Consider the following 25,203-nt stretch of genomic DNA (forward strand, 5'->3'; position numbering starts at 1 on the left):
CAGAAATATTGAAATCGTATCAAAATGAATACTCGGATTACTTTTTTAAAATAAGTGAAAATAATTGGCAACGCTCTTGCTGTTTACAATTATTATTCAGATATTTGCACACTCTTAAAAAAATTAAGCGACGATATTTTAACAACTATATTTACAAGTCATGTCAAGAGTTTGTGATTTAACAGGAAAAAAGGCAATGGTAGGTAATAACGTTTCTCACTCGAACGTTAAAACCAAACGCAAATTTTATCCTAATTTGAAACTTCAGAAATTTTATATCCCTGAAGAAGGCCGTTGGATTACGTTGAAAGTTTCGACTTCAGCGATTAAGACCATCAACAAAGTGGGTATTAGCGAAGCAATTAACCGTTTCGTAAAAAAAGGATTTTTGTAAAAAACATTAACTGTTGAGATTAACAGTTTACAATTTATATTAAAATGGCAAAAAAAGGTAACAGAGTTCAGGTTATTTTAGAATGTACTGAGCATAAAGAAAGTGGCATGCCCGGTATGTCTAGATATATTTCTACTAAAAACCGTAAAAACACTACTGAGCGTTTAGAATTGAAAAAATTCAATCCGGTATTGAGAAAAGTAACCGTACACAAAGAAATAAAATAATTGAATAATTAGATTGATTGAATGATTGAGTTTAAAATTCTCTCATTCCAACATTCTCTAATTCGATCATTTAAAATTATAAGAACATGGCAAAGAAAGTAGTTGCAACCCTTAAAACAGGTACAGGTAAAGAATATTCGAAAGTTATTACAATGGTAAAATCACCTAAAACTGGTGCTTACTCATTCAAAGAACTTATCGTACATAACGACCACGTAAAAGATGCTATCGCATCTAAATAAGGTTAATATTTTTTAATATTGATAAAAATATTAAAGGCCGTTCCGTATTAACCGGAAGGGCTTTTTTTGTTATATTAAAATTATCCAACCTTAAATTGATTACCTTTGATTAAAGGATATTACCATGGAGGCATATAAATTTAAAACTAAAGTTTCTGCAGATGGAACAATCGTAGTTCCAGAAGGCTTTGATGTTAAAAACAAAGAGGTAGAGGTAATTATTTTAGATGAGATAAAGCAATCTGAACAAAGAAAAAGTATGAAATCTTTTCTTGATAAATACTCCGGAATTTTAAAAGGGATGGACCCTGATAAAGCTAAAGAAGAGTATTTTAAAGAAAAACATGGTCTATGAAAATTCTATTTGATACCAATATAATTATTGATACGATTTTAGAAAGAGAGCCATTTTATAATGATTCTCGAAACGCCCTCAATAAATCTGATGGATTCATTTACGAAGGATATATTTTAGCGTCTACGTTTACCGATATATACTACATCTGTAAAAAACAATTAGGCCATAATAATACGATCGAAATTATTAAAAAGCTTACTGATTCAATTAATATCCTAAATGTAAATAGAGATACTATTGTGTTAGCATTACACTCTAATTTTTCTGATTTTGAAGACGCTGTTCAAAGTGCTTCCGCGGAATTGAATCATATTGATTTAATAGTTTCGAGGAATACCAAAGATTTTACAAATAGTAAAACAACAACATTAACACCTACTGAATTCCTAGAAAAACATAATTAATAATGGGTTTATTCGATTTTTTCAAAAAGAAAGAAACTGCACCTGAAGCTCAGGAAGCATTGGACAAGGGTTTGGAGAAAACCAAAGATGGTTTCTTTAATAAAATAACCAAAGCCGTTGCAGGGAAATCTTCTGTTGATGATGAAGTTCTTGATAATTTAGAAGAGGTTCTCGTAACTTCCGATGTAGGTGTAAGCACCACTCTAAAAATTATTAAAAGGATTGAGGAACGTGTTGCACGTGATAAATATCTTTCTACTTCAGAGTTAAACGTATTACTTCGCGATGAAATTCAGTTATTGTTATCTGAAAATAACAGCAACGATTTCCGCCAGTTTGAATATGGCGAACACAAACCCTATGTAATTATGGTAGTGGGCGTTAATGGGGTTGGCAAAACAACTACCATTGGAAAGCTGGCTCACAAATTAAAAGAAGCGAATTTAAAAGTTGTTCTTGGCGCTGCTGATACTTTTAGAGCTGCAGCGGTTGATCAACTTAAACTTTGGGGCGAACGCGTGGGTGTTCGTGTTGTGGCACAACCAATGGGTTCCGATCCAGCATCTGTTGCTTTTGACACGCTACAATCTGCAGTAGCCAATGGAGAAGATGTAGTAATTATTGATACCGCCGGACGTTTACATAATAAGGTGGGATTAATGAACGAGCTTGGTAAAATTAAGCAGGTAATGCAAAAAGTTGTACCAAATGCACCTCATGAAATTTTACTGGTTTTAGATGCTTCTACAGGTCAGAATGCTTTTGAACAATGCAAGCAATTTACCGAAGCAACTGATGTTAACGCTTTGGCCATAACAAAACTAGATGGCACAGCTAAGGGCGGAGTCGTTATTGGAATTTCCGATCAGTTCAAAATCCCTGTAAAATACATTGGAGTTGGAGAAAAAATTGGTGATTTACAATTGTTTGATAAGAAAGAGTTTGTAAATAGTTTGTTTAAATAAATATAAAAATTCGTCATTGCGAGGCACGAAGCAATCTCTCGATGGGATTGCTTCGTGCCTCGCAATGACGGCAAAATGCATTATTTACTCAGTCTGTGGAATCAAACCGCAGGCAAAGCGTAATAAACATTAAATATGAATACCAAAATAGTAAAGAGCAAGTCTGCAATTAAACAACCTAAAATCAATGTGATTACATTAGGTTGTTCAAAAAATATATACGATTCGGAAGTTTTGATGGGCCAATTACGTGGAAACAATTTAAATGTTGTTCACGAGTCTGATAAGATGGGAAAGGATGATATCGTTGTAATCAACACCTGCGGATTTATTGATAATGCTAAGCAAGAATCTATTGACACCATATTACAATTTAGCGAGCTTAAACAAGCAGGAAAGATTGGTAAGGTTGTGGTTACAGGCTGTTTATCTGAAAGATACAAGCCAGAATTAGAATCAGAAATCACTAACGTTGATGCTTTTTTTGGAACCAACGATCTCCACAATATTTTACACGAATTGGGTGCTAATTATAAGCATGAGCTTATTGGTGAGCGTTTATTAACTACGCCTTCTCATTTTGCTTATTTTAAAATTGCCGAAGGTTGTAACCGCCCTTGCTCGTTTTGCGCCATTCCACTAATGCGTGGAAAACACTTGAGTAAACCGATGGAAGAATTGGTTAATGAAGCGAAAATTCTTGCCAAAAATGGTACTAAAGAATTAATATTAATCGCTCAGGATCTCACCTATTACGGATTGGATCTTTACGGTGTACGTAAATTAGACGAATTAATGCGCCGCTTATCTGACGTTCCAGGAATTGAATGGATTCGTTTGCAATATGCCTACCCTTCTGGTTTCCCAATGGAAATTTTAGATGCCATGAACGAACGCGATAACATTTGTAAATATCTGGATATGCCACTACAGCATATTACGGATAATATGCTTAAATCGATGCGTCGTGGTACCACGAAACAAAAAACAATTGATTTAGTCAATCAAATCAGAGATAAAGTTCCAAATATCGCTATGCGTACCACTTTAATTTGCGGTTACCCGGGCGAAACAGAATACGATTTTGAAGAGATGAAAGAATGGGTTGCTGAAACTAAATTTGATCGTTTAGGTTGCTTTACTTATTCTCATGAAGAAAAAACACATGCACATTCTTTAATTGATGATGTGCCAGATGAAGTTAAGCAACAACGTGTAGATGACATAATGGAAATTCAACAAGGAATTTCTTTTGATATTAACCAAGAGAAAGTTGGTAAAACTTTCAAAGTGCTGATTGATAAAAAAGAAGGCGACTTCTTTGTTGGTCGTACAGAATTTGATTCTCCGGAAGTTGATAACGAAGTTTTAATTGATGCTGCTACTGGCTATGCTGCCAATGGTAGTTTCGTAAATGTTAAAATTGATAGAGCTGAAGATTTTGATTTATATGGTCAAATTGTAAAATCCTAAATTTACAAGCCCATTATCTAAAAAAGATCCCAAATAGAAAAAAAGCCTATTGGGATTTTTTTTAGATTAATCTTAACCAAGAATGGCCTAAATAATTTATATCTTCGTAAGAGGTAAAAGCTTGACTTTCAGTTGTAATTATCCCTTAAAAACTTGATGCTTCCTTCTCAAAAAAATCATTTTCGTTTCTACGAACTGGATATTATGCGCTTCTTAGCCGCATTAGCAGTTATGTTTTATCATTTCACTTTTGGTTCATCAAGGTTGCTCGGAACTCCTACTTTTGGAGTAGACATACTTTTCCGTTATGGCTATTTGGGGGTTGATGTCTTTTTTATGATCAGCGGATATGTAGTGCTAATGTCGGCAATGAATAAATCACCAAAGTATTTTGTAATATCCAGAGTCGTTAGGTTGTACCCCGCTTATTGGGTTTGTTGCATCATAACTTTTGCAATTATTTACATTACTAAAATTACTCCACCAGATACACCACCAGTTACTTTTAAATTACTTGCATACAATCTAACTATGTTTCAAGAGTTTTTTGGCAAGGCTAATATGTATGGTGCTTTTTGGACACTTACTTACGAACTTGGATTTTATTTTATTATTCTATTAATTTCAGCTTTAAAGCTTTGGAAAAACTTATTACTGATTTTAACCCTATGGATTTTTTATACTTTAGTAATCAATTACAGCGCACCTAGCAATGCATTTTCATTCTTTCTAATCCCAAAATACAGTTCATATTTTATCGCTGGGATGCTCTTTTATCTTTTAAGAATTAAATATGCGCCTAACTGGAAAATCTATTTACTTTTGATCTTGTGCTTTTTAGCTAATTTGAAAAACAATATCCTAATCGTTAATGATATGAATGGTTATTATCACGATTTTAGTGTATATAATAAATACGTGGCAATCATTTTTGTTGCTTCATTTTATATCTTCTTTCTTCTATCTGCTTTAAACAAACTAAATTTTAAATGGCTCAAATATCCTGCTAAGCTGGGTGTATTAACTTACCCATTGTATTTAATGCATGGCTTTGGAATAGGTCTTTTTTTAATTTGGGGACATAATACAAATAAATATCTCTTATTATTTTTGGCAACCTTGCTATCAATAATTCTATCCTTTTTGGTTTATTATTTTGTAGAAGAAAAATTCAGAGGAAAATTTAAAATATTACTAACAAACCTATTCGCAAAACTGAATTAAGAATATTGAACAATGGAGAAGCCCGATTTGACATCATCAAATCGGGCTTCTCCATTGTTTTTTACTAATCCTTTCTTAACTAGTTTTTTGTTTCTACTCTAGTTTTAATTTGACTAGGTTTTAACCAAATTTTAGCACCTTTCGAGTTAACGTAATATTTCTCATTTTTAGCATTAATGTAAACATCAGAACCATCTGGTGCCATTTTACCTTTCCAAGTTTTATCTGCTACTTTAGAACCACCTTTAACTGCAACTTCTGCAGTTTTATTACCAACAGATTTAGCACCTTTACCGATTGCTTTACCTGTATGATCTAATGCTTTACCAACTTCTGTTTTCTTTTTTTCTTGCGCGTTAACGCTTAAAGTTAAACCACCGAACAATGCCAATGTTAACAAGCCAATTACAAATTTCTTTTTCATAATAGTTATACTTTTATTTATTACAATAACAGTTGGTCCTGTGTTTTTGTTTGATTCGATATCTTTAAAATAAACCTAGTTCTATCGACAGTTAATTCAGTTTCTCAGCAAGCAATTTCATTTCAATGTATGGCGATCGCCCTTCATATAAAATACTGTGAACGGCTTTACAGATTGGCATGTTAACATTATATGCCTGATTTTTTATATGCATACACTTTGCTGCATAATATCCTTCAGCAATCATGTTCATTTCTAATTGGGCTGATTTTACAGTATAGCCTTTACCCACCATGTTACCAAAAGTACGGTTGCGACTAAACTGAGAATAAGCCGTAACCAAAAGATCGCCCAAATAAGCAGATTCTTTAATATCACGATTTATTGGGTGAACAGCATCTACAAATCGTTTAATTTCTCGGATTGCATTGCTAATTAAAACGGCCTGAAAATTATCTCCATAGCCAATTCCATGGCAAATTCCACTTGCAATGGCATAAATATTTTTTAAAACTGCCGCATACTCCGTTCCGAAAATATCATCAGACACATTCGTTTTTATGTAGCGCGTATTTAAAAATGATGCAAAAGTTGACGCCTTTTCTACATCGGTACAAGCAATAGTTAAGTAAGAAAGTTTTTCTAAAGCAACCTCCTCTGCGTGGCAAGGTCCGCTCACCACTAAAATGTCGTGGTATGGAATGGCATAATTTTCATGAAGAAACTCGCCAATAATCAAATTATCTTCAGGAACAATTCCTTTTATTGCCGAGATGATTTTTTTACCTTTTAATTCTTCGGCGGTAATGTTTGCCAAAGTTCCTTTTAAAAATGCAGCAGGCACATTTAAAATAATGTAATCTGCGGTTTTAACGATATGTGTAATATCCGAACAAATGTTATTTTCATTCAACTTTATTTCTACCGAACTGATGTAATGCGGGTTGTGCTTAAACTTTTTAATGTGTTCAATTGCTTCCTCGTTACGCATCCACCAGTAAATTTCCTTTTCAGAAAGATTATCCGATAACATTTTTACAATGGCAGTCGCCCAGCTCCCACCCCCTATCATTGCTATTTTAGGTACCATGTTTAAAAAAACGATTTAAGGTAAAAGGTGCAAGGTATAAGGTTTAGACAAATTGCCATTAAACCCTAAACCTTACACCTCAAACAATTGCAAGTTACTATTTCTTGCGATTAATTATATACTACTTTTTAGCGTCTTTGTTAAACAATTGGTCTTTAGAGGTTTTCTCTACAACAAGACCATCTTTTAGCTTATTTTGAATAGCAGAATATGGTCCAGTTACAATTTCCTGCCCAGCTTTTATACCTGTTTTTACAATGATAAATTGATCATTCTGAATACCAGTTGTTACTTCAGCTTTCTTAACTTTTTTGGTTGAAGCATCATAAACGTAAACGTACTGTTTGATGGTTTTATCGTTAAGTTTTGATTTTTGCTTATCGGTATTTTCTTGGTTACCTTGATTTTTGGCATCGTCTTCAGTTTTCGCCCCGTTATCAGTAAATACAGCTTGGATTGGAATTGCTAAACCGGTTATTGATTCACTTTCGATGTCTACAGTTGCAGACATCCCCGGACGGAAAATAGATTGTTGCTTTCCAGCCAATTCTTCAGTGATTCTAATTTTTACGGAGAAATTGGTTACCTGATCTACCGATGTAGAAGTTGATGTACCAACCGCTGTAGATGAACTTGCAATTTCAGTTACTACACCTCTAAATTTCTTATCAGAAAATGCATCTACTTCGATCGATGATTTATCGCCAACTTTAACACGGGTAATATCGTTTTCATTTACATCAACATTTACTTCCATTGATGATAAATTCGAAATCCGCATAATCTCTGTTCCAGCCATTTGCGAAGTACCTAAAATACGATCGCCTAACTCAATTGATAGTTTTGAAACCACGCCGTCAACCGGTGCATAAATTGTAGTTTTAGCTAAGTTAGCACCTGCTTCTTTAACATTTGCACCTGTTTGTTCTAATGTAAATTTAGCACCTGTTACATTTTCCTTTGCACTTGCCAATGTTGCTTTTGCAGTTAAATAAGCTGCCTTGGCCGCATCGAATTCTGAAGCAGAGATTACCTTTTTAGCAAAAAGTTCTACATTACGTTTGTATGTAGCTTCTGCATTTACAAAGTTTGCCTGGTTTTGAATTAATTGTTGTTGCGCTCCAGCCACACTTGCTTTTTGAGCATTAAAACTAGCTACCGTTCTTTCATAACCCGATTGTAAAACATCTGGTCTTACTTTACACAATAACTGTCCGGCTTTAACAATATCACCTTCCTTAACTTTTAATTCTACAACCTCACCAGATACTTCCGAACTTAATTTTACTTCAGTTTCTGGTTGTATTTTACCACTTGCAGTTACTGTTTCTACAACAGTTTTATCTGATGCCTTTTCTGTAGTTACTTTTTCTGTTTTATCGCCACCGATAACTCCAGCTAGTTTTAATCCGATAAGGATAACCAGAATAACTCCGACGGTAATCAATATGTGCTTCAGTTTCATAATATTGTATTGCGTTTGTTTGTATTAATGTTGTAAAGTTTGAAATGTCGTACTGTTTTTGGGATAATTACACCAATATATTATATGTATTTATTTTTGCTTTGCTCTTTCAGCTTTCTGTATTAAAAGTTAATCTGTTTTCCCAAGTAATAATCAATCACTTTTGCTCTAAATAAAAGATCATATTTTGCTTGGATAAAATCGATTTCTGCTTTATTTCTGTTTGTTTGTGCAGTGCTATAATCTAAAGAATTAACTAAGCCAACATTATAACGTTGCTCTACCACATAAAAAGCATCCTTTTGCGCATTGAAAGCGTTTTGTGTTGAAACGAAACGACTTTGAGCAGCTTTTAAATCTGTGGTTGCCTGAAAAATAACTTTGTTTAAATTATTTTTAGCCAATTGCTCCTGCGTCAAAGTACTATTGTAATTAATTTTTGCTCTCCTAACACCAGAACGAGCAGTAAAACCATTAAAAATAGGAATTTGAATACTCATACCAATGCTTTGTCCGAAACGTTGATTAATTTGATCTGTAAAAGATTGCTGAGCAAACTGACCAGCGTAATTAAACTGGTAAGAATAAGAAGAAGATAATCCAGCGCCTAAACTCAATCTTGGAGAATAAGCTCCTTTGGCAACATCTATAGCCTGTTTCGCCGCTAAAGAACGTAAGTTTGCCAATTTAATATCCGGGAAAATTTTCATGGCGTTATCGAAAATTTCATCTGGATCGTTCGTTGTTGGTGTTACTTGAATGTTATCGATAATTGGTGCTTGCACTACAAATTTCTGACTTGGCGCCAACTCCATTAATTGACCTAAAGTTAGGTAAGAAACCGATAGTTGGTTTTGTGCATTGGTTAAGTTTAATTCTGCCGTTGCCACTTGAGATTTAGCCTGAGAAATATCGGCCAAAGTTTTATTTCCTGCATCCAATAAAGCATTTTCTCTAATTAATGTTTTATTCGAAATATCTAATTGATCTTGCGATGCTCTAGCTAAATCTGTATTGTATAATACTTGTAGATAAGCGGTTACAACTTGCAAAATCAAATCGTTTTTAACTTTATCTATGTTACTCTTATCAGCTTCTAACAAAGTTTTGTTTTGCCTAATCTGATTAATTTTTGCAAAACCTTGAAAAACATCAATATTGGTGCTTAAATTACCACTTGTATATAACGAAGTTTGATTGGTTACCTGAAAAGTAGTTTGATCCAAACCACGACCAAAAGTTAAATTGGGGTTAATGCTTCCATTTACTGTTGGATAAAGTGCATATTTAGATTGACTGAGATTCTCCTCGCTTAGTGCTGCACTAAACTGTGCCTGCTTAATTTGCAAGTTGTTTTTTAGTGTATTATCAACAGCTTGTTGGATGGTGATTACTTCTTGAGCACGAACATTTTGAGAAACGCAGAAACCTACAATTAAAGCAAAACCGGTTAAAAACTTATTCTTGGTAAACATTTTCATAATTTGTTTCAAATCTATATAAACAACTTTAAATAATTTCAATCTGTACAAGCAATTACTAACTTTGGCAGTAATGTACTTGGTCAAATCACCGCTTCTGCTTAAATGGTATTATCCATCGTTACTCTGGAATAAATCCCGAACCGAAAAAGTTATTTATTTGACCTTTGACGATGGACCTATACCCAATGTTACAGACTTTGTATTAAAAACTTTGAAAGCCTTTAATGCGAAAGCCACTTTTTTTTGCATTGGCGATAATATTCAAAAACATCCTGATGTTTTTGAGCGTGTAAAAAACGATGGCCATGCAATCGGCAACCATACTTTTAACCATTTAAAGGGATGGATAACTGAGGATGAAACTTATTTGCAAAATACAATAAAGTGTCAACAATTTACCAACTCCAATCTTTTTCGACCACCTTATGGAAGAATAAAAAAATCCCAGATCTTAAAACTCCAATCTCAAATCTCAAATCTTGAAATTGTGATGTGGGATGTTTTAAGTGGCGATTTCGATATTAATTTAGCCCCCGAAAAATGTTATAACAATGTGATAAAAAATACCCGAAATGGATCAATAATCGTATTTCACGATAGCTTAAAAGCCTTTGATCGTTTGGAATATGCGTTACCACGAGTTTTAAAATATTTTACTGATAAAGGTTTCATTTTTTCAACGTTGTAGCGATAAGCTATTGTTGTGCCAAGGATTTATTATTGTTTAATTCTGCCATGAGTTAACATTTTTACATCCTAGAGAAGTTAAAGCGTTCGTAATTGAACATTAATGTCCGTTAATGAACAGTTAAAGTATGCTCCATATCTGTAATTTATTCTAAGGATAGGCACAAATAATAAACAAACAAGAATCCTTTCTCAATGAAAAACCACCCCCATACCCCTCCTTGAAAGTAAGGAGGGGAGTTGGACATTGCTTATTGAAAATGTTATCGCAATATTTTAGTGTGTGGGTTCAACCAGAAAGCCAACAATAAATGCAAATAATTTCCCTAAGTACTTACGGCTCCCCTTCTATTTTAGGAGGGGCAAGGGGTGGTAAATATTGCGATAGGAAAGAATTTCTAGTTATAAGCACAAATAAATACTCTAGTAAAGGAATCCGTACTCCAGAAAAAACCACCCCCACACCCCTCCTTGAAAGTAAGGAGGGGTGTTGGACATTGCTGTGTGGGTTCAACCAGAAAGCCAACAATAAATGCAAATAATTTCCCTAAGTACTTACGGCTCCCCTCCTATTTTAGCAGGGGCAAGGGGTGGTAAATATTGCGATTGGAAAAGAATGAACACCCCATCAAAAGTTAGCAACCACTTCAATTATCAAGCTTTTATTATCATTCATACTTGCTTATTAATTCCTAACAGAGTTTGAAGCCACTCTATTATTATCTAGCCCCGATTGAACGGATGCCGATTTTTCATCGGCAGGAGCTAAAGCGGGAACAAACTTTAATTGAAATACTGCAATTGCGCTTCAAAAAAAGAATAATCCATTTAAACGTATTCAAAACATTTATTTAGAATACTTCCAAATAATACAATGATCTAAGTATGACGTTTAGAGGTGCTTTTTTTTTGTAAATTCGCAGCTATTAGAATAGAAGTATTACCTTTTAACCAAAAAAATCGATGGCTTTTGATATAGACATGATTAAAAAGGTTTATGCAAACTTCGGGAGCCGTGTAGAAGCCGCTCGTAAGATTGTTGGCAGACCTTTAACATTATCAGAAAAAATATTGTATGCTCACCTTTGGGACGGAGATCCAAAAAAAGCATTTTCTCGCGGAACAGATTACGTAGATTTCGCACCAGATCGTGTAGCAATGCAAGATGCAACTGCTCAAATGGCTCTTTTGCAATTTATGCAAGCTGGTCGCCCGCAAGTTGCAGTACCTTCAACCGTTCACTGTGATCACTTAATTACTGCTAAAGAAGGTGCTGCAATAGATCTTCCTCATGCAAAAACAGAAAGCGCTGAAGTTTTTGATTTCTTATCTTCTGTATCAAATAAATACGGTATCGGTTTCTGGAAACCAGGAGCTGGTATTATTCACCAAGTTGTTTTAGAAAATTATGCATTCCCTGGTGGAATGATGATTGGAACTGACTCTCACACGGTTAACGCCGGTGGTTTGGGTATGGTTGCTATTGGTGTTGGTGGTGCCGATGCTTGTGATGTGATGGCTGGTTTACCTTGGGAGCTTAAATTCCCTAAGCTAATTGGTGTTAAATTAACAGGTAAATTAAGTGGCTGGACTTCTGCTAAGGATGTAATTTTAAAAGTTGCTGGTATTTTAACCGTAAAAGGTGGTACTGGTGCAATTGTAGAATATTTTGGCGATGGCGCTATTAATTTAAGCTGTACTGGTAAGGGTACCATTTGTAATATGGGTGCCGAAATTGGTGCAACTACTTCAACTTTCGGCTACGATGAAAGCATGGAACGTTATTTACGTGCTACCGGTAGAGACGAAGTTGCAGACGAAGCCAATAAAATTGCTGCTTACTTAACTGGTGATGATGCTGTTTATGCTGATCCAGAAAGCTACTTTGACCAAGTAATTGAAATTAATCTTGATGAATTAGAGCCTTATTTAAATGGTCCTTTTACTCCAGATTTAGCTACTCCAGTTTCTCAAATGAAAGTGGAAGCAGAGAAAAATGGTTGGCCTTTAAAAGTGGAATGGGGATTAATTGGATCTTGTACCAACTCTTCTTACGAAGATTTATCAAGAGCAGCTTCAATTGCAAACCAAGCTATTGCCAAAGGTTTAGTTACTAAGTCGGCATTTGGTATTAATCCAGGTTCTGAACAAGTTCGTTATACAGCAAATCGCGATGGTTTCTTGAAAACTTTCGAAGATTTAGACGCAACAATTTTTACCAATGCCTGCGGACCATGTATTGGTATGTGGGACAGAACAGGTGCAGAAAAAGCAGAGAAAAATACAATCGTTCACTCTTTCAACAGAAACTTTGCAAAACGTGCTGATGGAAATCCAAATACTTTCGCATTCGTAGCTTCACCAGAAATGGTTGCGGCAATTGCAATTGCCGGTAATTTAGGCTTCAATCCCCTAACAGATACATTAACAAACGATAAGGGCGAACAAGTAAAACTAGATCCACCAGTTGGAGATGAATTACCTGTAAACGGTTATGCTGTTGAAGATGCAGGTTTCCAAGCACCAGCAGCTGATGGTTCATCGGTTGAGGTTTTGGTTTCTCCTACTTCTCACCGCTTACAATTATTAGATCCATTTTCACCTTGGGAGGGCACAGACTTAAAAGGCTTAAACCTTTTAATTAAGGCTAAAGGAAAGTGTACTACAGATCATATCTCTATGGCCGGTCCATGGTTAAAATTCCGTGGTCACTTAGATAACATTTCTAACAACATGCTTATCGGCGCAGTAAATTACTTCAATGATAAAACGGATAATGTTAAAAATGAATTAACTGGAGAATATGGTCCAGTTCCGGCAACCCAACGCGATTACAAAGCCGCGGGGATTGGTTCTATCGTTGTTGGTGACGAAAACTATGGTGAAGGTTCATCTCGTGAGCATGCAGCTATGGAACCTCGTCATTTGGGCGTTCGTGCTGTATTGGTAAAATCTTTTGCTCGTATCCACGAAACCAACCTTAAAAAACAAGGTATGTTGGGCTTAACTTTTGCCGATAAAGATGATTACGATAAAATTTTAGAAGACGATAAAATCGATATTTTAGGCTTAACCACATTTGCTCCAAATGTACCATTAACATTGGTTTTACACCATGCAGATGGCACTGAAGAGTCGTTTTTGGTTAACCACAGTTACAATGCTCAACAAATTGAGTGGTTTGTTGCTGGTGGCGCTTTAAATATTATCAGAAGAGAAGCTGCTCTTAAAGCACAAGGCTAAAAAATTAAGTATTAAGCTTATAAAATCCCGTTCTGTTAATTCAGAACGGGATTTTTTTTGTAAATTTCGAATGAATTTTTAAACCTCGTAGGTTTTAAAAACCTACGAGGTTTGTTATTTAGAATACTGATTTCCTTAAAAAATCATAATTTTTGAGACTTACAAAGCTTTAAATTCATAATTACAATCAATACATTTAAAAGTATCTTTTGGTGGTAATCGAAAATTTAATAGTCCAAAAAAATTAAACTGATTGTGCTTCGAATGTTCTTTAAATAATTTATCTGAACCACATTTTGGGCAGGCTAGCTTTTTCACATGATTTCCTTCAATTATTCTATCGCTCATAATTTTTAATCAATAAACCTTATTCAAATTCGTGACCGCAATTATAGCAATGATGGCATTTACCAGCATGAATTGGGGAACTAAAAGTTATAAAGGCAAGTATTGTAGACCACAAACTATATTTTGGCTGAGCTGCAATTCCATATCCAACATTATCAGATCCACATACTTCACAGCGTATTTTTTCTCCGCCATGATTTTCTGTTTCCTCACCATCATCAACCAAATCGCTATTATCTTCAGCCAGAAGCTGATTAATTTGATCTACATCGCGTTCAAAAACAATTAATTTAACACCACCAATTGCCTGATTGTATAGGGGCTGAATTGTAGAAACATTTTCATCGGCCAAGAAACAGGAGAATCCACTATCTTCTAACCTGGCTTTAATAATGTTAGCCTCAATTGGATTATAATATGTGCTGTAAATAATGGTTCTGTCGTTCATACTCAAACTTATGAATTCTATCAGTGAGACCCAAAATTAATGTTTCAAAAATTCTTGCCACCAATATCCAGAATCTTTTATGGTTCGTTGTTGCGTTTTAAAATCATTATAAACCAAACCGAAACGTGTAGTGAAACCTTCAGCCCATTCAAAATTATCCATAAGTGTCCACGCCATGTAACCAGTAATATTTATACCTTCTTTTTTGGCTTGAAGCAGAGCATCTAAATAAAGTTTAAAATATTCAATACGTTCTTGATCTTCTACCCTTCCGTTAACAACTTTATCGTGATAAGCAGCGCCATTCTCTGTAATGATGATATTTTTAACGTTTGGATAACTTGCAAACTGTTTTATGATATTATTAAAACTGTTGGCATTTATTTCCCAACCCATCGCCGTATGTGGTTTCTTTCGGCTTTTGGCTTTAACTTCCCAAGCCTGAATTACAGGAATAAAGGCATTATACTTTATGGTTAGCGGGAAATAATTCTGGAGACCAATAAAATCGAAATCGAATTTTAGGCGTTCCTTGTGCCTCCAAGTGCCATATTCGATTTGGAATTTCTCAAGCACATCCCAATCTGCCGTTGGGAAGCCTAATCCTTGAGCTGGCTCAATAAAAAGTCTGTTCATTAGGCAATCGACTCTTTTGGCAGCTAAAATATCATTATCACTTTGTGTAAAAGGAATAATTTCTGAACAGGAATAGGTAGTTCCAATGTTTGCCTGACTTACTTCTGCTCTTAAAATTTTCGCACCATCGGCCTGCGCCAATGCGGTATGCAACACTGCAGAAAAAAAATTACTTAATCCCGTTTTTCCTGGCGCATGAATCCCCAGCATATACCCGAGCGAAGTAAAACCAAAGGGTTCGTTTAAAACAATCCAGTTTTTTACTTTATCCCCATATTCATTTGCACAAATTCTAACAAAGGAATTGAAAGCGAAATTAATACTAAAACTTGTCCATCCGCCTTCATTTTCCAAAGCTTGAGGTAAATCCCAATGGTAGAGGGTTATATAAGGAATGATGCCATTCTCTAAACATTCATCAATTACATTGTGATAAAATCGAATTCCTTCCGCATTAATTTCTCCTGTCCCATTAGGTAAAACTCTCGACCAAGCTATAGAAAACCTAAATACCTTAAAGCCCAGTAATTTGATTAAGGCAATGTCTTCCTTATACTTATGATAAAAATCACAAGCAACATCAAGTTTATTTCCCTTCTTAATTTTCCCTGATCTTGCAGAAAAATTATCCCATATGGATTGACCTTTTCCATACTGATTAGACGCACCTTCAATCTGAGTGGCGGCAGTTGCTACACCCCATAAAAAATCAGGTCCAAAGTCAATAGATTTGATCATATAATTGTTTCGCCAAGTTGCAAGTTTAATATTAACTAATCATTAACAAATTAAACTGCTAAAAATCAAAACTATTTTTAATAGTTTTACTAAATGCGTTTCTCAACTATACTTTTCGTTTTACTACTTACTTGCATTATTTCCAGGGCTGGTTTTGCCCCGCCCATAAATGATGAGCTTTTAAATGCGATAAACATTTCTAACACGAGTGCATTTTGTAGCGAAGATGCAGCTTATAACAATTTGGAGGCAACATCTAGTCCTTATTCAGCTTCATTGGGCTGGCCAGCAGTTGGTAAAGATGTGTGGTTTAAGTTTACAGCATCCAAGTACGATGTAAATATTTCGGTAAGTGGTAAAGTTAATGCGAGTAGTTCTAACAGTTTAATAGCTCCATTGGTTGCCATATATTCTTATGATCCCATCTCAAAAAATGTTGGAGAAATGATTGGCTCTTCATCCTCATCAAATAATGTAACTTCTTATTATAAAGGTGGATTAACGCTTGGGGAAATTTATTATATCCGCGTAAGTGCATCAAACGATAACATGGGCACTTTTAAATTATGTTTGGATAATTATTTTCCGACCATCCAGCCGGGGCAAGATTGCGGAACAATTTCGCTATTGTGTACCAAAGAAACCTTTACTCAGCTTAATGTTACTGGGCCGGGCTCAAACAGAAACGAAACTGCAGGCACTTGTTTGGGTACCGAAACCAACTCTGCTTGGTACATGTTCACGGCTTCTAAAAGTGGTGATTTTACTTTCGTAATTACACCTACTGTAACCACAAATGATATCGATTGGGTTTTTTACGATTTAGGTGTCGGCGGAAATTGTAGTAATGTAAATAGTTCTAATGCAATACGATGTGCCAGTGGAAGTGGTGTTACCTGTACGCCAACTTATTATAAAACGGGATTGAGTTTAACTGAAACTGATTTAAGTGAAGCAAGTGGATGCGTTCCTGGCCAAAATGGATTTGTAAAATATGTAGATCTGATTGCTGGACATACTTATGCCTTATTAATTGATAATTTTTCTAGCGGGAATAATGGCTTTACATTAGAATTTGGTGGCACGGCCGATTTAGCTGGCCCATCAGCAAGTATTAAAGTGGATAAGCTAAATCCATGTACAGACAATCAGGCTTACGTATTTGAAAGTAATTCGACCAATTATGCCTCCCTAAAATGGTCTTTCGGAGAAGGTGCAAGTATCACATCTGCCACAACCGAAGGTCCTTTTACCATCACTTATAGTACTCCAGGCGAAAAAGTAGTGGTTCTAGAAGCGAAAGCAACTAATGGATGTAATGTAGTAACCACACAAACTTTTATTGTAGCCAAAACACCAGACAAACCAGCTATTGTAGCTTCGAAAATTAACCTTTGTATTGATGATGTTTTAACACTTTCTACAGATTTTATTAATCTCGCAACTTATCATTGGTCTGGACCAAACGGCTTTACTTCGACACAGCAAAATCCTGTTATCCCGATTACCGGACCAGAAAATATTGGAACCTATAAACTTTTTGTACAAGTTGGAGATTGTATCAGCCCAGAAAATTCTATTGATGTAATTTCTGTTGTGGCAAAACCAGAGGCCATATTTTCAATCCAAACCAACAATAAGTGTGAAAGCAATCAGAGTTTTTCTTTCATCAATACATCCACGAATTATACCAAACTCACTTGGAATTTTGGCCCCGACCTTAAAACAACAACTAATCTAGCCAACGACAGTCGAGAATTGACATTTAACTCGCCCGGATTAAAAACAATTACTTTAACGGTAGAAACGAATAACGGCTGTTCATCTACGGTTAGTCAAGATTTATTGGTAGAACTTAAGCCTGACAAACCAGAAATCAGTGTAAATCAACCTGCATTTTGCATTAATGATATAATAAAACTTTCTGTTGCAGAGCAAGATAATGTTACCTATTTATGGACTGGTCCTGATGGTTTTACAGCGACTACAAGTGCCGTGGAAATTCCTGTAAATAATTTAAACAAAGGCGGCATTTACACAATAACCTTAAAAGCTGGCACGTGCGAAAGCGAACCGACTACGCTTGTTATTCCACAAATAGCGAAAATTCCTGTTGCAGGTTTTTATACTGAACCCACTTTCGACATAAAATTTTCGGCTCCAGTACCTATGATTTTCACCAACACTTCATTGTATGCGGATTACTACCAATGGGATTTTGGTGATGGTTTTACCTCGAGTAATGCAAACGCAATGCATAATTATGAAAGCGAAGGAACTTTTAAAATTACCTTGACTGCATTTTCTAAAAACGGATGCTCTACTTCGGTTACCAAAGGCGATTTAGTAATTAAACAAAGTGTATCTGTGTTTGCGCCTAATGCATTTTCGCCAAATGGCGATGGTGTAAACGATGAATTTGTAATTGGAATAACCAATCTAAAAAAATACAGAATCCAGATTTATAACCGATATGGCGATCAGGTTTTCTTTGCAACCAGCATTTTCGACAATTGGAAAGGAACTTTTAAAAATGGCGATTTACCAACTGGTGTTTACTATTATGTAATTTTAGGCACTAATTTAAAAAATGATAGCGTTCGGTATTCGGGATCTGTTACCTTACTTCGGTAAATTAATCCAAACTTAAACCAATTTCTTTAAGCAAAATCGAAGCGTTAAAAGTGGTACAAGGGCCATGCTTCAGTTTGTAATCGAAACGCATTTCTCCCTCGGTTATTTGAATATCAAAATGAAAGTTCCGAACAGTTTCAGCATGATATTCCTTTAAATCTGCTAGTTGTAAATCATGTGTTGCAAAAAGTGCAGGTGTTTTTTCGACAATTAGTTTCTCTATAAAAACCTTCGATCCCAAATATTTATCTCTACTATTTGTACCTCGCAACATTTCGTCAATGAGAACAAAAGTATCCTTATCCTTTACCACGTTATCTAAAATCATTTTCAATCTGTTCAATTCAGCCTTAAAAGTCGAGGTACTTTCATTTAGCGAATCCTTAATTCTCATATAGGTATTAATCGAAAAAACCGATAGCGACATTTGCTCAGCACAAACTGGAGCACCAGCGTAAGCCAAAATCATATTGATCCCCAACGTTCTTAGAAAAGTACTTTTGCCTGCCATGTTTGATCCCGTAACAATATCTACAGTTGAATTGACTTCGGTAGAAAAATCATTATTAACCCTAACTTCATTTGCAATAAGTGGGTGGCCAATACTTTTTGTTTTCAAGGTAAATGTAGATACCACTTCAGGAAAAACCCAGCTGGGTTGATTATAAGCTGTAGTTGCAAGTGAAATTAATTCTTCAAAATCGCCCAAATGGTTCAATGCTGAAATTACATCTTTAGAAGAGGATTGATACCAACGATCTAAACTGATGCAGCATCTAAAATCCCAAAGCAATAGGCCGTTTAAAAACCCACCAACGAGTAAATTTAAACGAGCATCAAAATTTTGAATGATTTTCGACAGGCTTTTAATCTCTTTACTAACTGGAATTTTAGAATCTAATAAAGCGGTAATATATGGACTCTTCCAAGTTTGTTTTTCTGTCCAAAGTATAGCAGAGGAATAATTATTTAATAAACTTGAGCCTCCACTAAAACAATAAAAAACTTTATTCACTTTCGGATTCAGGATCACATTCCACCCGTTATGAACAACCGCCATTAAAACCAAAAGCTTGATAAAAATACCACCGCTAAATATTGACCCAAGAATTAAAGCAAGAGATAGAAAAGGGACAACTGCAACGTAAAACCTAAAAAATTTTTGACGGGTAAACTCCAACTGTTCGCCCAGCAAGCTTTTTAATTGTTGTTTTATTAATTCGATTTTAACGATGTCTCCACCCTGCAAATGCGCTCTAAACTTAAATGTTTCTTCCATTTTGGATTGCATTTCCTTCACAGCTTCCTGTCGTGATAAAATTTGATCTCTTGATGTTTTCGTAGATAATCTTCCTGATAATAAATCGTTTCCATTTTTTGTACTTGTACGATTCAAAAGTGCAAATAGAGAAGATCGACCAAAAATATCTAAATCAGAAGTATATGGATGAAGTTCGGATTCGAAAGCTTGACCATTATCGTAACCATTTTCCAATCCATTTAAAACATTCGATTCGTTTTGATAAACCCAAAGCAGTTGTTTTTGATATTCAACTTCTCGATCCAATTTACTTTGCTTGCGCACAATTAACACAAAAAGCAATATTGGAAGAATCAATAGAACTTGAATCAATGTGCGCCAACCATCATTTTCTGATCTAACCAATAGTACAAAAAATAAAATTTCTGTCAAGAAGAATCCTATTCTCAAAAACGAAAGTTGATCAATTAGCTTTTTTGTATCGGAAATCTGCTCGGTAACTGCATTAATTTTCTGGTTATAATCTAATCGTATTTGCGCTTGTGTTTTTAACATTATATTTGAATCTCTAAAATTATAAAGATAGGGAAATATTAAATGAAGATTACTTTGATCGCCATTGGGAAAACGGAAGACAAATATTTAATCGAAGGCATTGAAAAATACATTAATCGCCTTAAGCACTATATTAACTTCAGCTTTTTAGCAATACCCGACGTTAAGAATGTGAAAAATTTGAGTGAAGCACAGCAAAAAGCCAAGGAGGCCGAATTGTTGCACAAACAAATTAATAATGGCGATGTTGTTATTTTATTGGATGAGAAAGGGAAAAAGTATTCCTCAGTTGAATTTTCCTCGTACTTAAATAAACAAATGGTTGGCAGTGTGCAACATTTAATTTTTATAATCGGTGGACCTTATGGTTTTGATGAAACGATTTACAAAAGGGCAAATGGTTTGATATCTTTATCCGACATGACGTTTTCACATCAAATGATTAGGTTATTTTTTGTGGAGCAATTATATCGGGGTTTTAGTATTTTAAAAGGCGAACCTTATCATCATGCTTGACAATTTTGATATGGAAAATCAGGATTAAAATCATCATACAATAAAATAAAATTATGCTGTTAGATAAATATAAAAGAGAATATCGGTACAAAAGCAACCAAAGCGGGAACAATAAATATATGTGGATTAGCATTATTGCTTCACTTGTAATTGTTGCCTTACTTTGGTATTTCTTAGATTAACACCACAAAAAAAGCACCATACAAATTGCATGGTGCCTTAAATTAATTTATAGATCGGCTTAAACGCCTTTCTTACTTGTCATACTTGCTTTTTTGGCAGGTGCTGATGTTTTAGTAGATGCTTTTGCACTAGCAGATCCTTTAGATGCAGTAGCTTTTTGTTTTTTATCTGAAGCAGCTTTCTCTTCTGATAATTTCACTTCTGCTGCAGTACCTGGAGTTTCAGGGGTTTCTTCTGTAAACAAAGGCAAATCTTTAAGGATATTATACCAAGTGATAATCTTTTTCATATCAGAGGCATAAACTTTTTCTTGATCGTGGCCAGGAGCTACTTCAAGAAAATAAGGACGCAAATCATCCTTTAAATCTGGTGTGCTCCCTTTTGCAGAAATTTTGGTAAAAATATCAACCAATTTAATTTCTTCATCTTCGCCATAAACTGTAATATCTTCAAGCGATGCAAGCTTTGTATTGGTAATATTTGCAACAACCTTAAGCTTTTGAGCATCAAGACTTTCCAAGATATAACCAACTTTATTTTGTCCTACTAGTTTAAATAAACCAGGTCTGCCAGAAACGGCAACAATTCCTCTTAAATTCATATAATAATTTGTTAAGCGGTTAGCGGTTGGGGTATAGCAAATTTAATCGCTTATTGCCAAACGCTCAACGCATTTTTTTTAATCTTCTAAAACTTCGATCCCAACAATTTTATCGCCTTGACGAATATCGTCAACTAAATCTACATTTTCGATTACTTTACCAAAACAAGTATGGTTGCGATCTAAATGTGCAGTATTGGTTCTGCTGTGGCAAATGAAAAATTGTGATCCACCTGTGTTACGACCAGCATGAGCCATTGATAACACACCACGATCATGAAACTGGTTTTCGCCATCTAATTCACAATCAATTTTGTAACCAGGACCACCAGTACCTGCTAAATGTGCTTTAGCTGGATCTTTTGAATTCGGGCATCCGCCTTGAACCATAAAATTAGGAATTACACGGTGAAAAGTTACACCATCGTAAAAGCCTTCTGAAGCTAATTTTTTAAAGTTTGCAACTGCTTTTGGCGCATCGTTGTCATAAAATTCAACGGTCATTTCGCCTTTTTCGGTTTTTATTATTGCTTTACTCATATCAATTTTTGGTGCTAATTATTGTTTTTATTAAGCTTAAAAAACTAAGCGTTTTTTAAGTAGAGGGCAAAAATAACAAAATTGTGTAACTTATAACACCATAAAATTTTTCTAACCAGTTTAAATGCGGTATTTTAGTGTTTTAAGCATTCAGGTTTTGACAAAGAAATATTACATCTTACTAATTTGCCTCTTTTGTAGCTTAGGTCTTAGAGCATCTTCCCTTCTAATTTATATGGATGAAGATCAAAAAAATCATCTAAAAGCTTATGGAATAGCCTATTGGACAATTAGCAAACAAGTTGAAGTAGATTGGCTTTTAAACTATCGTGGAGGAAGTTTTTTAATAAAATATAATAAAACCGTCGAAGACGAATGCAAAATTCGTGGGGTTTCTTACGAGGTTTTGGCCGATGGAAAAGTAACAAACTTGCTTAATGAAATCAGCGACCCATCTGTAAATATGGAAATGGTGAAGCTAGAAAAAACTCCAAAAATTGCAGTTTACTCTCCGAAAAGCAAATTACCTTGGGATGACGCCGTTACACTCGTTTTAACTTATGCCGAGATTCCTTACGAAGTAATTTATGACGATGATATTTTACAGGACAAATTAAGCAAATACGATTGGTTGCACTTACATCATGAAGATTTTACGGGTCAGTATGGACGCTTTTGGTCTTCTTTTAGATATGCAACCTGGTATCAAGAAGATGTTAAAAACCAGGAAGCACTAGCCAAAAAGATGGGTTACAAAAAAGTTTCTGAGATGAAACTTGCCGTTGCTAAGCACATTAAAGAATATTGTGCGGGTGGAGGTTTTCTTTTTGCCATGTGTTCTGGAACGGACAGTTTTGATATTGCTTTGGCTGCAGATGGAGTAGATATTTGTGCCAGTATGTTTGATGGTGATGGCGCAGATCCAAATGCACAATCCAAATTAGATTATAATAAAACATTGGCTTTTCAAAACTTCAAGTTAGATAATAATCCGATGAATTATGAATTTTCAGATATCGATGTTACTTCTTACAGAACTCTAAATCAAACCAATGATTACTTTACACTGTTCGATTTTTCTGCGAAGTGGGATCTTGTTCCTACAATGCTTACCCAAAATCATGATAAGGTAATTAAAGGTTTTATGGGACAAACTACTGCTTTTAAAAAGAGTTTGGTCAAAACTAGCGTTACCGTTTTGGGAGAAAATAAAGGTGCAGGAGAAGTACGATATTTACACGGAGAGATTGGCAAAGGACAGTTTACCTTTTACGGTGGCCATGATCCTGAAGATTATCAGCATGCGGTTGGCGATCCTCCTACAGATTTAAATCTCCATCCAAATTCGCCGGGTTATAGGTTAATTTTAAATAATGTATTGTTCCCGGCAGCAAAAAAGAAACCACAGAAAACTTAATCAGCCGTTATCAATTAAGTATTTGGCTACGGCATTGCGCATTTCATCCACCTCTTTTGAGGGCACTTTAATTGGTGCATTTAAAATGATTAAAGCTTGTTCAATTGCCTTTTTCTTAAGGCCATTTTTAACGTAGAGATTAAATAGATAATATCTAGGGGAAATCATTTTTGGCATTGTATAACACGCATTTAAATAGAATTGCTCTGCTTGTTTAAAATTCAACATTAGTTCTTCATTATAGCCCGCATTTAAGAGATTAGCAACTGAATAATGTTGTACTAATGCACTATTCAATACAGTTTTGGCTTCTTTATGGTATCCAGATACATTCAGTTTTTGTCCGTAATCTGCCAAAAAATTACCATTATACCGCAACACATTATTCTGATTATTATAAATATTCCAAGCTTTGGCTTCACTATATTGCCAATTTAATTGTTTAGCATTAACCCATTGCTTAGTTGCGTAAATAGTTTTACTTACGACAAATAAAAAGTAGCCCCCACAAATAAAGAGCGAAACATATATCCCAACTCTAAAAGGCAAAACCTTCTGATCTTTTTTATTTAAACCCGCAAAAATGGCAATTAAAATATAGAACAAACTGCTGATGGTGTAAGATTGAAATGGGTAGGAGCATAAACCAAAAATGAGTATTGAGGTTATCGATAATTTCAAAAAGACCTGAGCCTGATCATCGTATATCAGGCCTGTTCTATAAACATAAAACAATAAATATGTTAAAATTACTAAACCAATTAATCCTGTTTCTATAAGGATTCTAAGTGGCTCGTTAAAAACGGCATGTGTATCGTCTGCTAATTGTTGTTCGCTTAAATTGCGATTACCAGTAGCAAAATAGTTTTCTTGGTGTTTATTAAACTGTCTATCTACATAGCCTATCCCTTTACCGAACAGAAAGTTACTGCCTTTAGGAATAGAAAATGCAATTTTCCAAATGAGTATCCTTCCATTAAAAGATTCTGGACGTTTGAAGTAAAGAAATACCGATAATCCAGCTACTAAAATTAACACTAAACCAGCGAACCAGATGCGATTTCTCGATTTAACCTTACTTCCAAAATAAATAAAAGCGGTGCCAATAAGGGTGATAATTGCCGTTCTAGAATCTGTAATTAGAATTGCAACTAACAATAAAATTAGCCCTAAAGAAATGATAAAATTTTGTCTGTGTTTTTTACGTTCAAACAATATAATAGACATTGGAATTAAAGCGCATAAATAGCCCGCCAATAATCCTGAATTTATGATTAAGATATTTTTATGGGTGATGAATTGCGCACAAATTACCAAAGCTATTGCCAAGAGTAAGCACAAAGCATGGTTAATGGATAAGAAGTTTGGAATTAAAACTCGGACAATGAAATATATAAATAAGTAGCAGATGTAATTATAAACATCATACTGATTATATTGAACATTGTAGGCACTATTAATACACGTCGAAATAATGCTGTAAAGGAGATAAACGAGTACTAAAACATCTATTTTGTGATATTGAAATGGGATATTTTTTACAATTGCAAAAACTAAAACCATACTACTAAGCACTAAAATAGTAGCGTTAAAAAAAAGTGGGTATAAGCTACTATTCTCTAGGTTATAATACCACCAGCAAAAAC

At 34.8% G+C, this 25,203-nt stretch carries 25 protein-coding genes; 14 read left to right on the forward strand and 11 right to left on the reverse strand.

Translation table 11 applies throughout. The features are described 5' to 3' along the window. Positions 1-160: 160 nt before the first annotated feature. The 8 genes from rpmB (at position 161) to H7U22_RS14270 (ending at position 5,287) form a co-directional block, all read left to right on the forward strand. Positions 161-394: a 50S ribosomal protein L28 gene (gene rpmB / locus H7U22_RS14235; protein WP_187072024.1), complete on the forward strand. Its 234-nt coding sequence runs from the start codon at positions 161-163 to the stop codon at positions 392-394. A gap of 44 nt (positions 395-438) precedes the next feature. Further along, positions 439-621 carry a 50S ribosomal protein L33 gene (rpmG, locus tag H7U22_RS14240; protein WP_010599807.1) on the forward strand — a complete coding sequence of 61 codons (183 nt, stop codon included), beginning with the start codon at positions 439-441 and terminating at the stop codon, positions 619-621. A gap of 86 nt (positions 622-707) precedes the next feature. Further along, a complete protein-coding gene (locus H7U22_RS14245; RefSeq protein WP_010599808.1) occupies positions 708-863 on the forward strand; it encodes a DUF4295 domain-containing protein in 156 nt (51 codons plus the stop codon). Positions 864-987: 124 nt separating this feature from the next. Further along, entirely contained in the window at positions 988-1,218 is a 231-nt protein-coding gene (locus H7U22_RS14250) for a hypothetical protein (RefSeq protein ID WP_187072025.1), read from the forward strand. Next, positions 1,215-1,625 carry a type II toxin-antitoxin system VapC family toxin gene (locus tag H7U22_RS14255; protein ID WP_187072026.1) on the forward strand — a complete coding sequence of 137 codons (411 nt, stop codon included), beginning with the start codon at positions 1,215-1,217 and terminating at the stop codon, positions 1,623-1,625. The genes H7U22_RS14250 and H7U22_RS14255 overlap by 4 nt, the downstream gene beginning before the upstream one ends. Positions 1,626-1,627: 2 nt before the next feature. Then, positions 1,628-2,590 carry a signal recognition particle-docking protein FtsY gene (gene ftsY / locus H7U22_RS14260; RefSeq protein ID WP_187072027.1) on the forward strand — a complete coding sequence of 321 codons (963 nt, stop codon included), beginning with the start codon at positions 1,628-1,630 and terminating at the stop codon, positions 2,588-2,590. A 135-nt stretch (positions 2,591-2,725) separates the two neighbouring features. Continuing rightward, complete coding sequence (rimO, locus tag H7U22_RS14265) at positions 2,726-4,063, forward strand: 30S ribosomal protein S12 methylthiotransferase RimO (protein WP_187072028.1); 1,338 nt, start codon at positions 2,726-2,728, stop codon at positions 4,061-4,063. Positions 4,064-4,219: 156 nt separating this feature from the next. After that, a complete protein-coding gene (locus H7U22_RS14270; RefSeq protein WP_187072029.1) occupies positions 4,220-5,287 on the forward strand; it encodes an acyltransferase family protein in 1,068 nt (355 codons plus the stop codon). 79 nt (positions 5,288-5,366) lie between these two features. On the opposite strand, the gene H7U22_RS14275 is transcribed toward H7U22_RS14270, so the two are convergent. From H7U22_RS14275 to H7U22_RS14290, 4 genes are all read right to left on the reverse strand, one after another. Beyond that, complete coding sequence (locus H7U22_RS14275) at positions 5,367-5,711, reverse strand: hypothetical protein (RefSeq protein ID WP_109926278.1); 345 nt, start codon at positions 5,709-5,711, stop codon at positions 5,367-5,369. 91 nt (positions 5,712-5,802) lie between these two features. Next, positions 5,803-6,801, reverse strand: a complete 999-nt coding sequence (locus tag H7U22_RS14280) for an NAD(P)H-dependent glycerol-3-phosphate dehydrogenase (RefSeq protein WP_248284758.1) — start codon at positions 6,799-6,801, stop codon at positions 5,803-5,805. Positions 6,802-6,922: 121 nt separating this feature from the next. Next, entirely contained in the window at positions 6,923-8,266 is a 1,344-nt protein-coding gene (locus tag H7U22_RS14285) for an efflux RND transporter periplasmic adaptor subunit (protein WP_187072030.1), read from the reverse strand. A gap of 122 nt (positions 8,267-8,388) precedes the next feature. Next, on the reverse strand, positions 8,389-9,741 hold the full coding sequence (locus tag H7U22_RS14290) for a TolC family protein (RefSeq protein ID WP_248284759.1): 1,353 nt from the start codon (positions 9,739-9,741) through the stop codon (positions 8,389-8,391). 79 nt (positions 9,742-9,820) lie between these two features. Here H7U22_RS14290 and H7U22_RS14295 point away from each other — a divergent pair, with 79 nt between their 5' ends. Continuing rightward, entirely contained in the window at positions 9,821-10,438 is a 618-nt protein-coding gene (locus H7U22_RS14295; RefSeq protein ID WP_187072142.1) for a polysaccharide deacetylase family protein, read from the forward strand. Positions 10,439-11,400: 962 nt separating this feature from the next. Then, positions 11,401-13,680 carry an aconitate hydratase gene (locus tag H7U22_RS14300; protein ID WP_187072031.1) on the forward strand — a complete coding sequence of 760 codons (2,280 nt, stop codon included), beginning with the start codon at positions 11,401-11,403 and terminating at the stop codon, positions 13,678-13,680. Positions 13,681-13,839: 159 nt separating this feature from the next. On the opposite strand, the gene H7U22_RS22865 is transcribed toward H7U22_RS14300, so the two are convergent. The 3 genes from H7U22_RS22865 to H7U22_RS14310 are packed head-to-tail and all read right to left on the reverse strand — an operon-like array spanning position 13,840 to position 15,850. Beyond that, a complete protein-coding gene (locus tag H7U22_RS22865; protein WP_222621871.1) occupies positions 13,840-14,028 on the reverse strand; it encodes a hypothetical protein in 189 nt (62 codons plus the stop codon). Positions 14,029-14,047: 19 nt separating this feature from the next. Continuing rightward, positions 14,048-14,476: a putative signal transducing protein gene (locus tag H7U22_RS14305; RefSeq protein ID WP_187072032.1), complete on the reverse strand. Its 429-nt coding sequence runs from the start codon at positions 14,474-14,476 to the stop codon at positions 14,048-14,050. A gap of 36 nt (positions 14,477-14,512) precedes the next feature. Further along, complete coding sequence (locus H7U22_RS14310; protein WP_187072033.1) at positions 14,513-15,850, reverse strand: GH1 family beta-glucosidase; 1,338 nt, start codon at positions 15,848-15,850, stop codon at positions 14,513-14,515. Between the two features lie 93 nt (positions 15,851-15,943). Between H7U22_RS14310 and H7U22_RS14315 the strand changes: the two genes are divergently transcribed. Continuing rightward, positions 15,944-18,484 (forward strand): PKD domain-containing protein, encoded by a 2,541-nt coding sequence (locus H7U22_RS14315; RefSeq protein WP_187072034.1) that lies wholly within the window; start codon positions 15,944-15,946, stop codon positions 18,482-18,484. 1 nt (position 18,485) lies between these two features. Here H7U22_RS14315 and H7U22_RS14320 read toward each other — a convergent pair whose 3' ends face one another. Beyond that, positions 18,486-20,300, reverse strand: a complete 1,815-nt coding sequence (locus H7U22_RS14320; RefSeq protein ID WP_187072035.1) for a MutS-related protein — start codon at positions 20,298-20,300, stop codon at positions 18,486-18,488. A 42-nt stretch (positions 20,301-20,342) separates the two neighbouring features. Between H7U22_RS14320 and rlmH the strand changes: the two genes are divergently transcribed. Together rlmH and H7U22_RS23300 are read left to right on the forward strand one after the other, a co-directional pair. Next, positions 20,343-20,816, forward strand: coding sequence for a 23S rRNA (pseudouridine(1915)-N(3))-methyltransferase RlmH (gene rlmH / locus H7U22_RS14325; protein WP_187072036.1), 474 nt, complete (start codon positions 20,343-20,345; stop codon positions 20,814-20,816). A gap of 53 nt (positions 20,817-20,869) precedes the next feature. Next, positions 20,870-20,998: a hypothetical protein gene (locus H7U22_RS23300; protein WP_262890365.1), complete on the forward strand. Its 129-nt coding sequence runs from the start codon at positions 20,870-20,872 to the stop codon at positions 20,996-20,998. A 59-nt stretch (positions 20,999-21,057) separates the two neighbouring features. Here the strand turns inward: H7U22_RS23300 and H7U22_RS14330 are convergent, their stop codons facing one another. Beyond that, on the reverse strand, positions 21,058-21,600 hold the full coding sequence (locus H7U22_RS14330; RefSeq protein WP_187072037.1) for a DUF5606 family protein: 543 nt from the start codon (positions 21,598-21,600) through the stop codon (positions 21,058-21,060). A gap of 78 nt (positions 21,601-21,678) precedes the next feature. Continuing rightward, on the reverse strand, positions 21,679-22,140 hold the full coding sequence (locus H7U22_RS14335; RefSeq protein WP_187072038.1) for a peptidylprolyl isomerase: 462 nt from the start codon (positions 22,138-22,140) through the stop codon (positions 21,679-21,681). A 235-nt stretch (positions 22,141-22,375) separates the two neighbouring features. Here H7U22_RS14335 and H7U22_RS14340 point away from each other — a divergent pair, with 235 nt between their 5' ends. Beyond that, positions 22,376-23,557, forward strand: a complete 1,182-nt coding sequence (locus tag H7U22_RS14340; protein WP_187072039.1) for an asparagine synthetase B — start codon at positions 22,376-22,378, stop codon at positions 23,555-23,557. Here H7U22_RS14340 and H7U22_RS14345 read toward each other — a convergent pair whose 3' ends face one another. Beyond that, positions 23,558-25,120, reverse strand: coding sequence for an O-antigen ligase family protein (locus H7U22_RS14345; RefSeq protein ID WP_187072040.1), 1,563 nt, complete (start codon positions 25,118-25,120; stop codon positions 23,558-23,560). Positions 25,121-25,203: the final 83 nt, after the last annotated feature.

Source organism: Pedobacter fastidiosus, from assembly GCF_014306625.1.
Lineage (GTDB): Bacteria > Bacteroidota > Bacteroidia > Sphingobacteriales > Sphingobacteriaceae > Pedobacter > Pedobacter fastidiosus.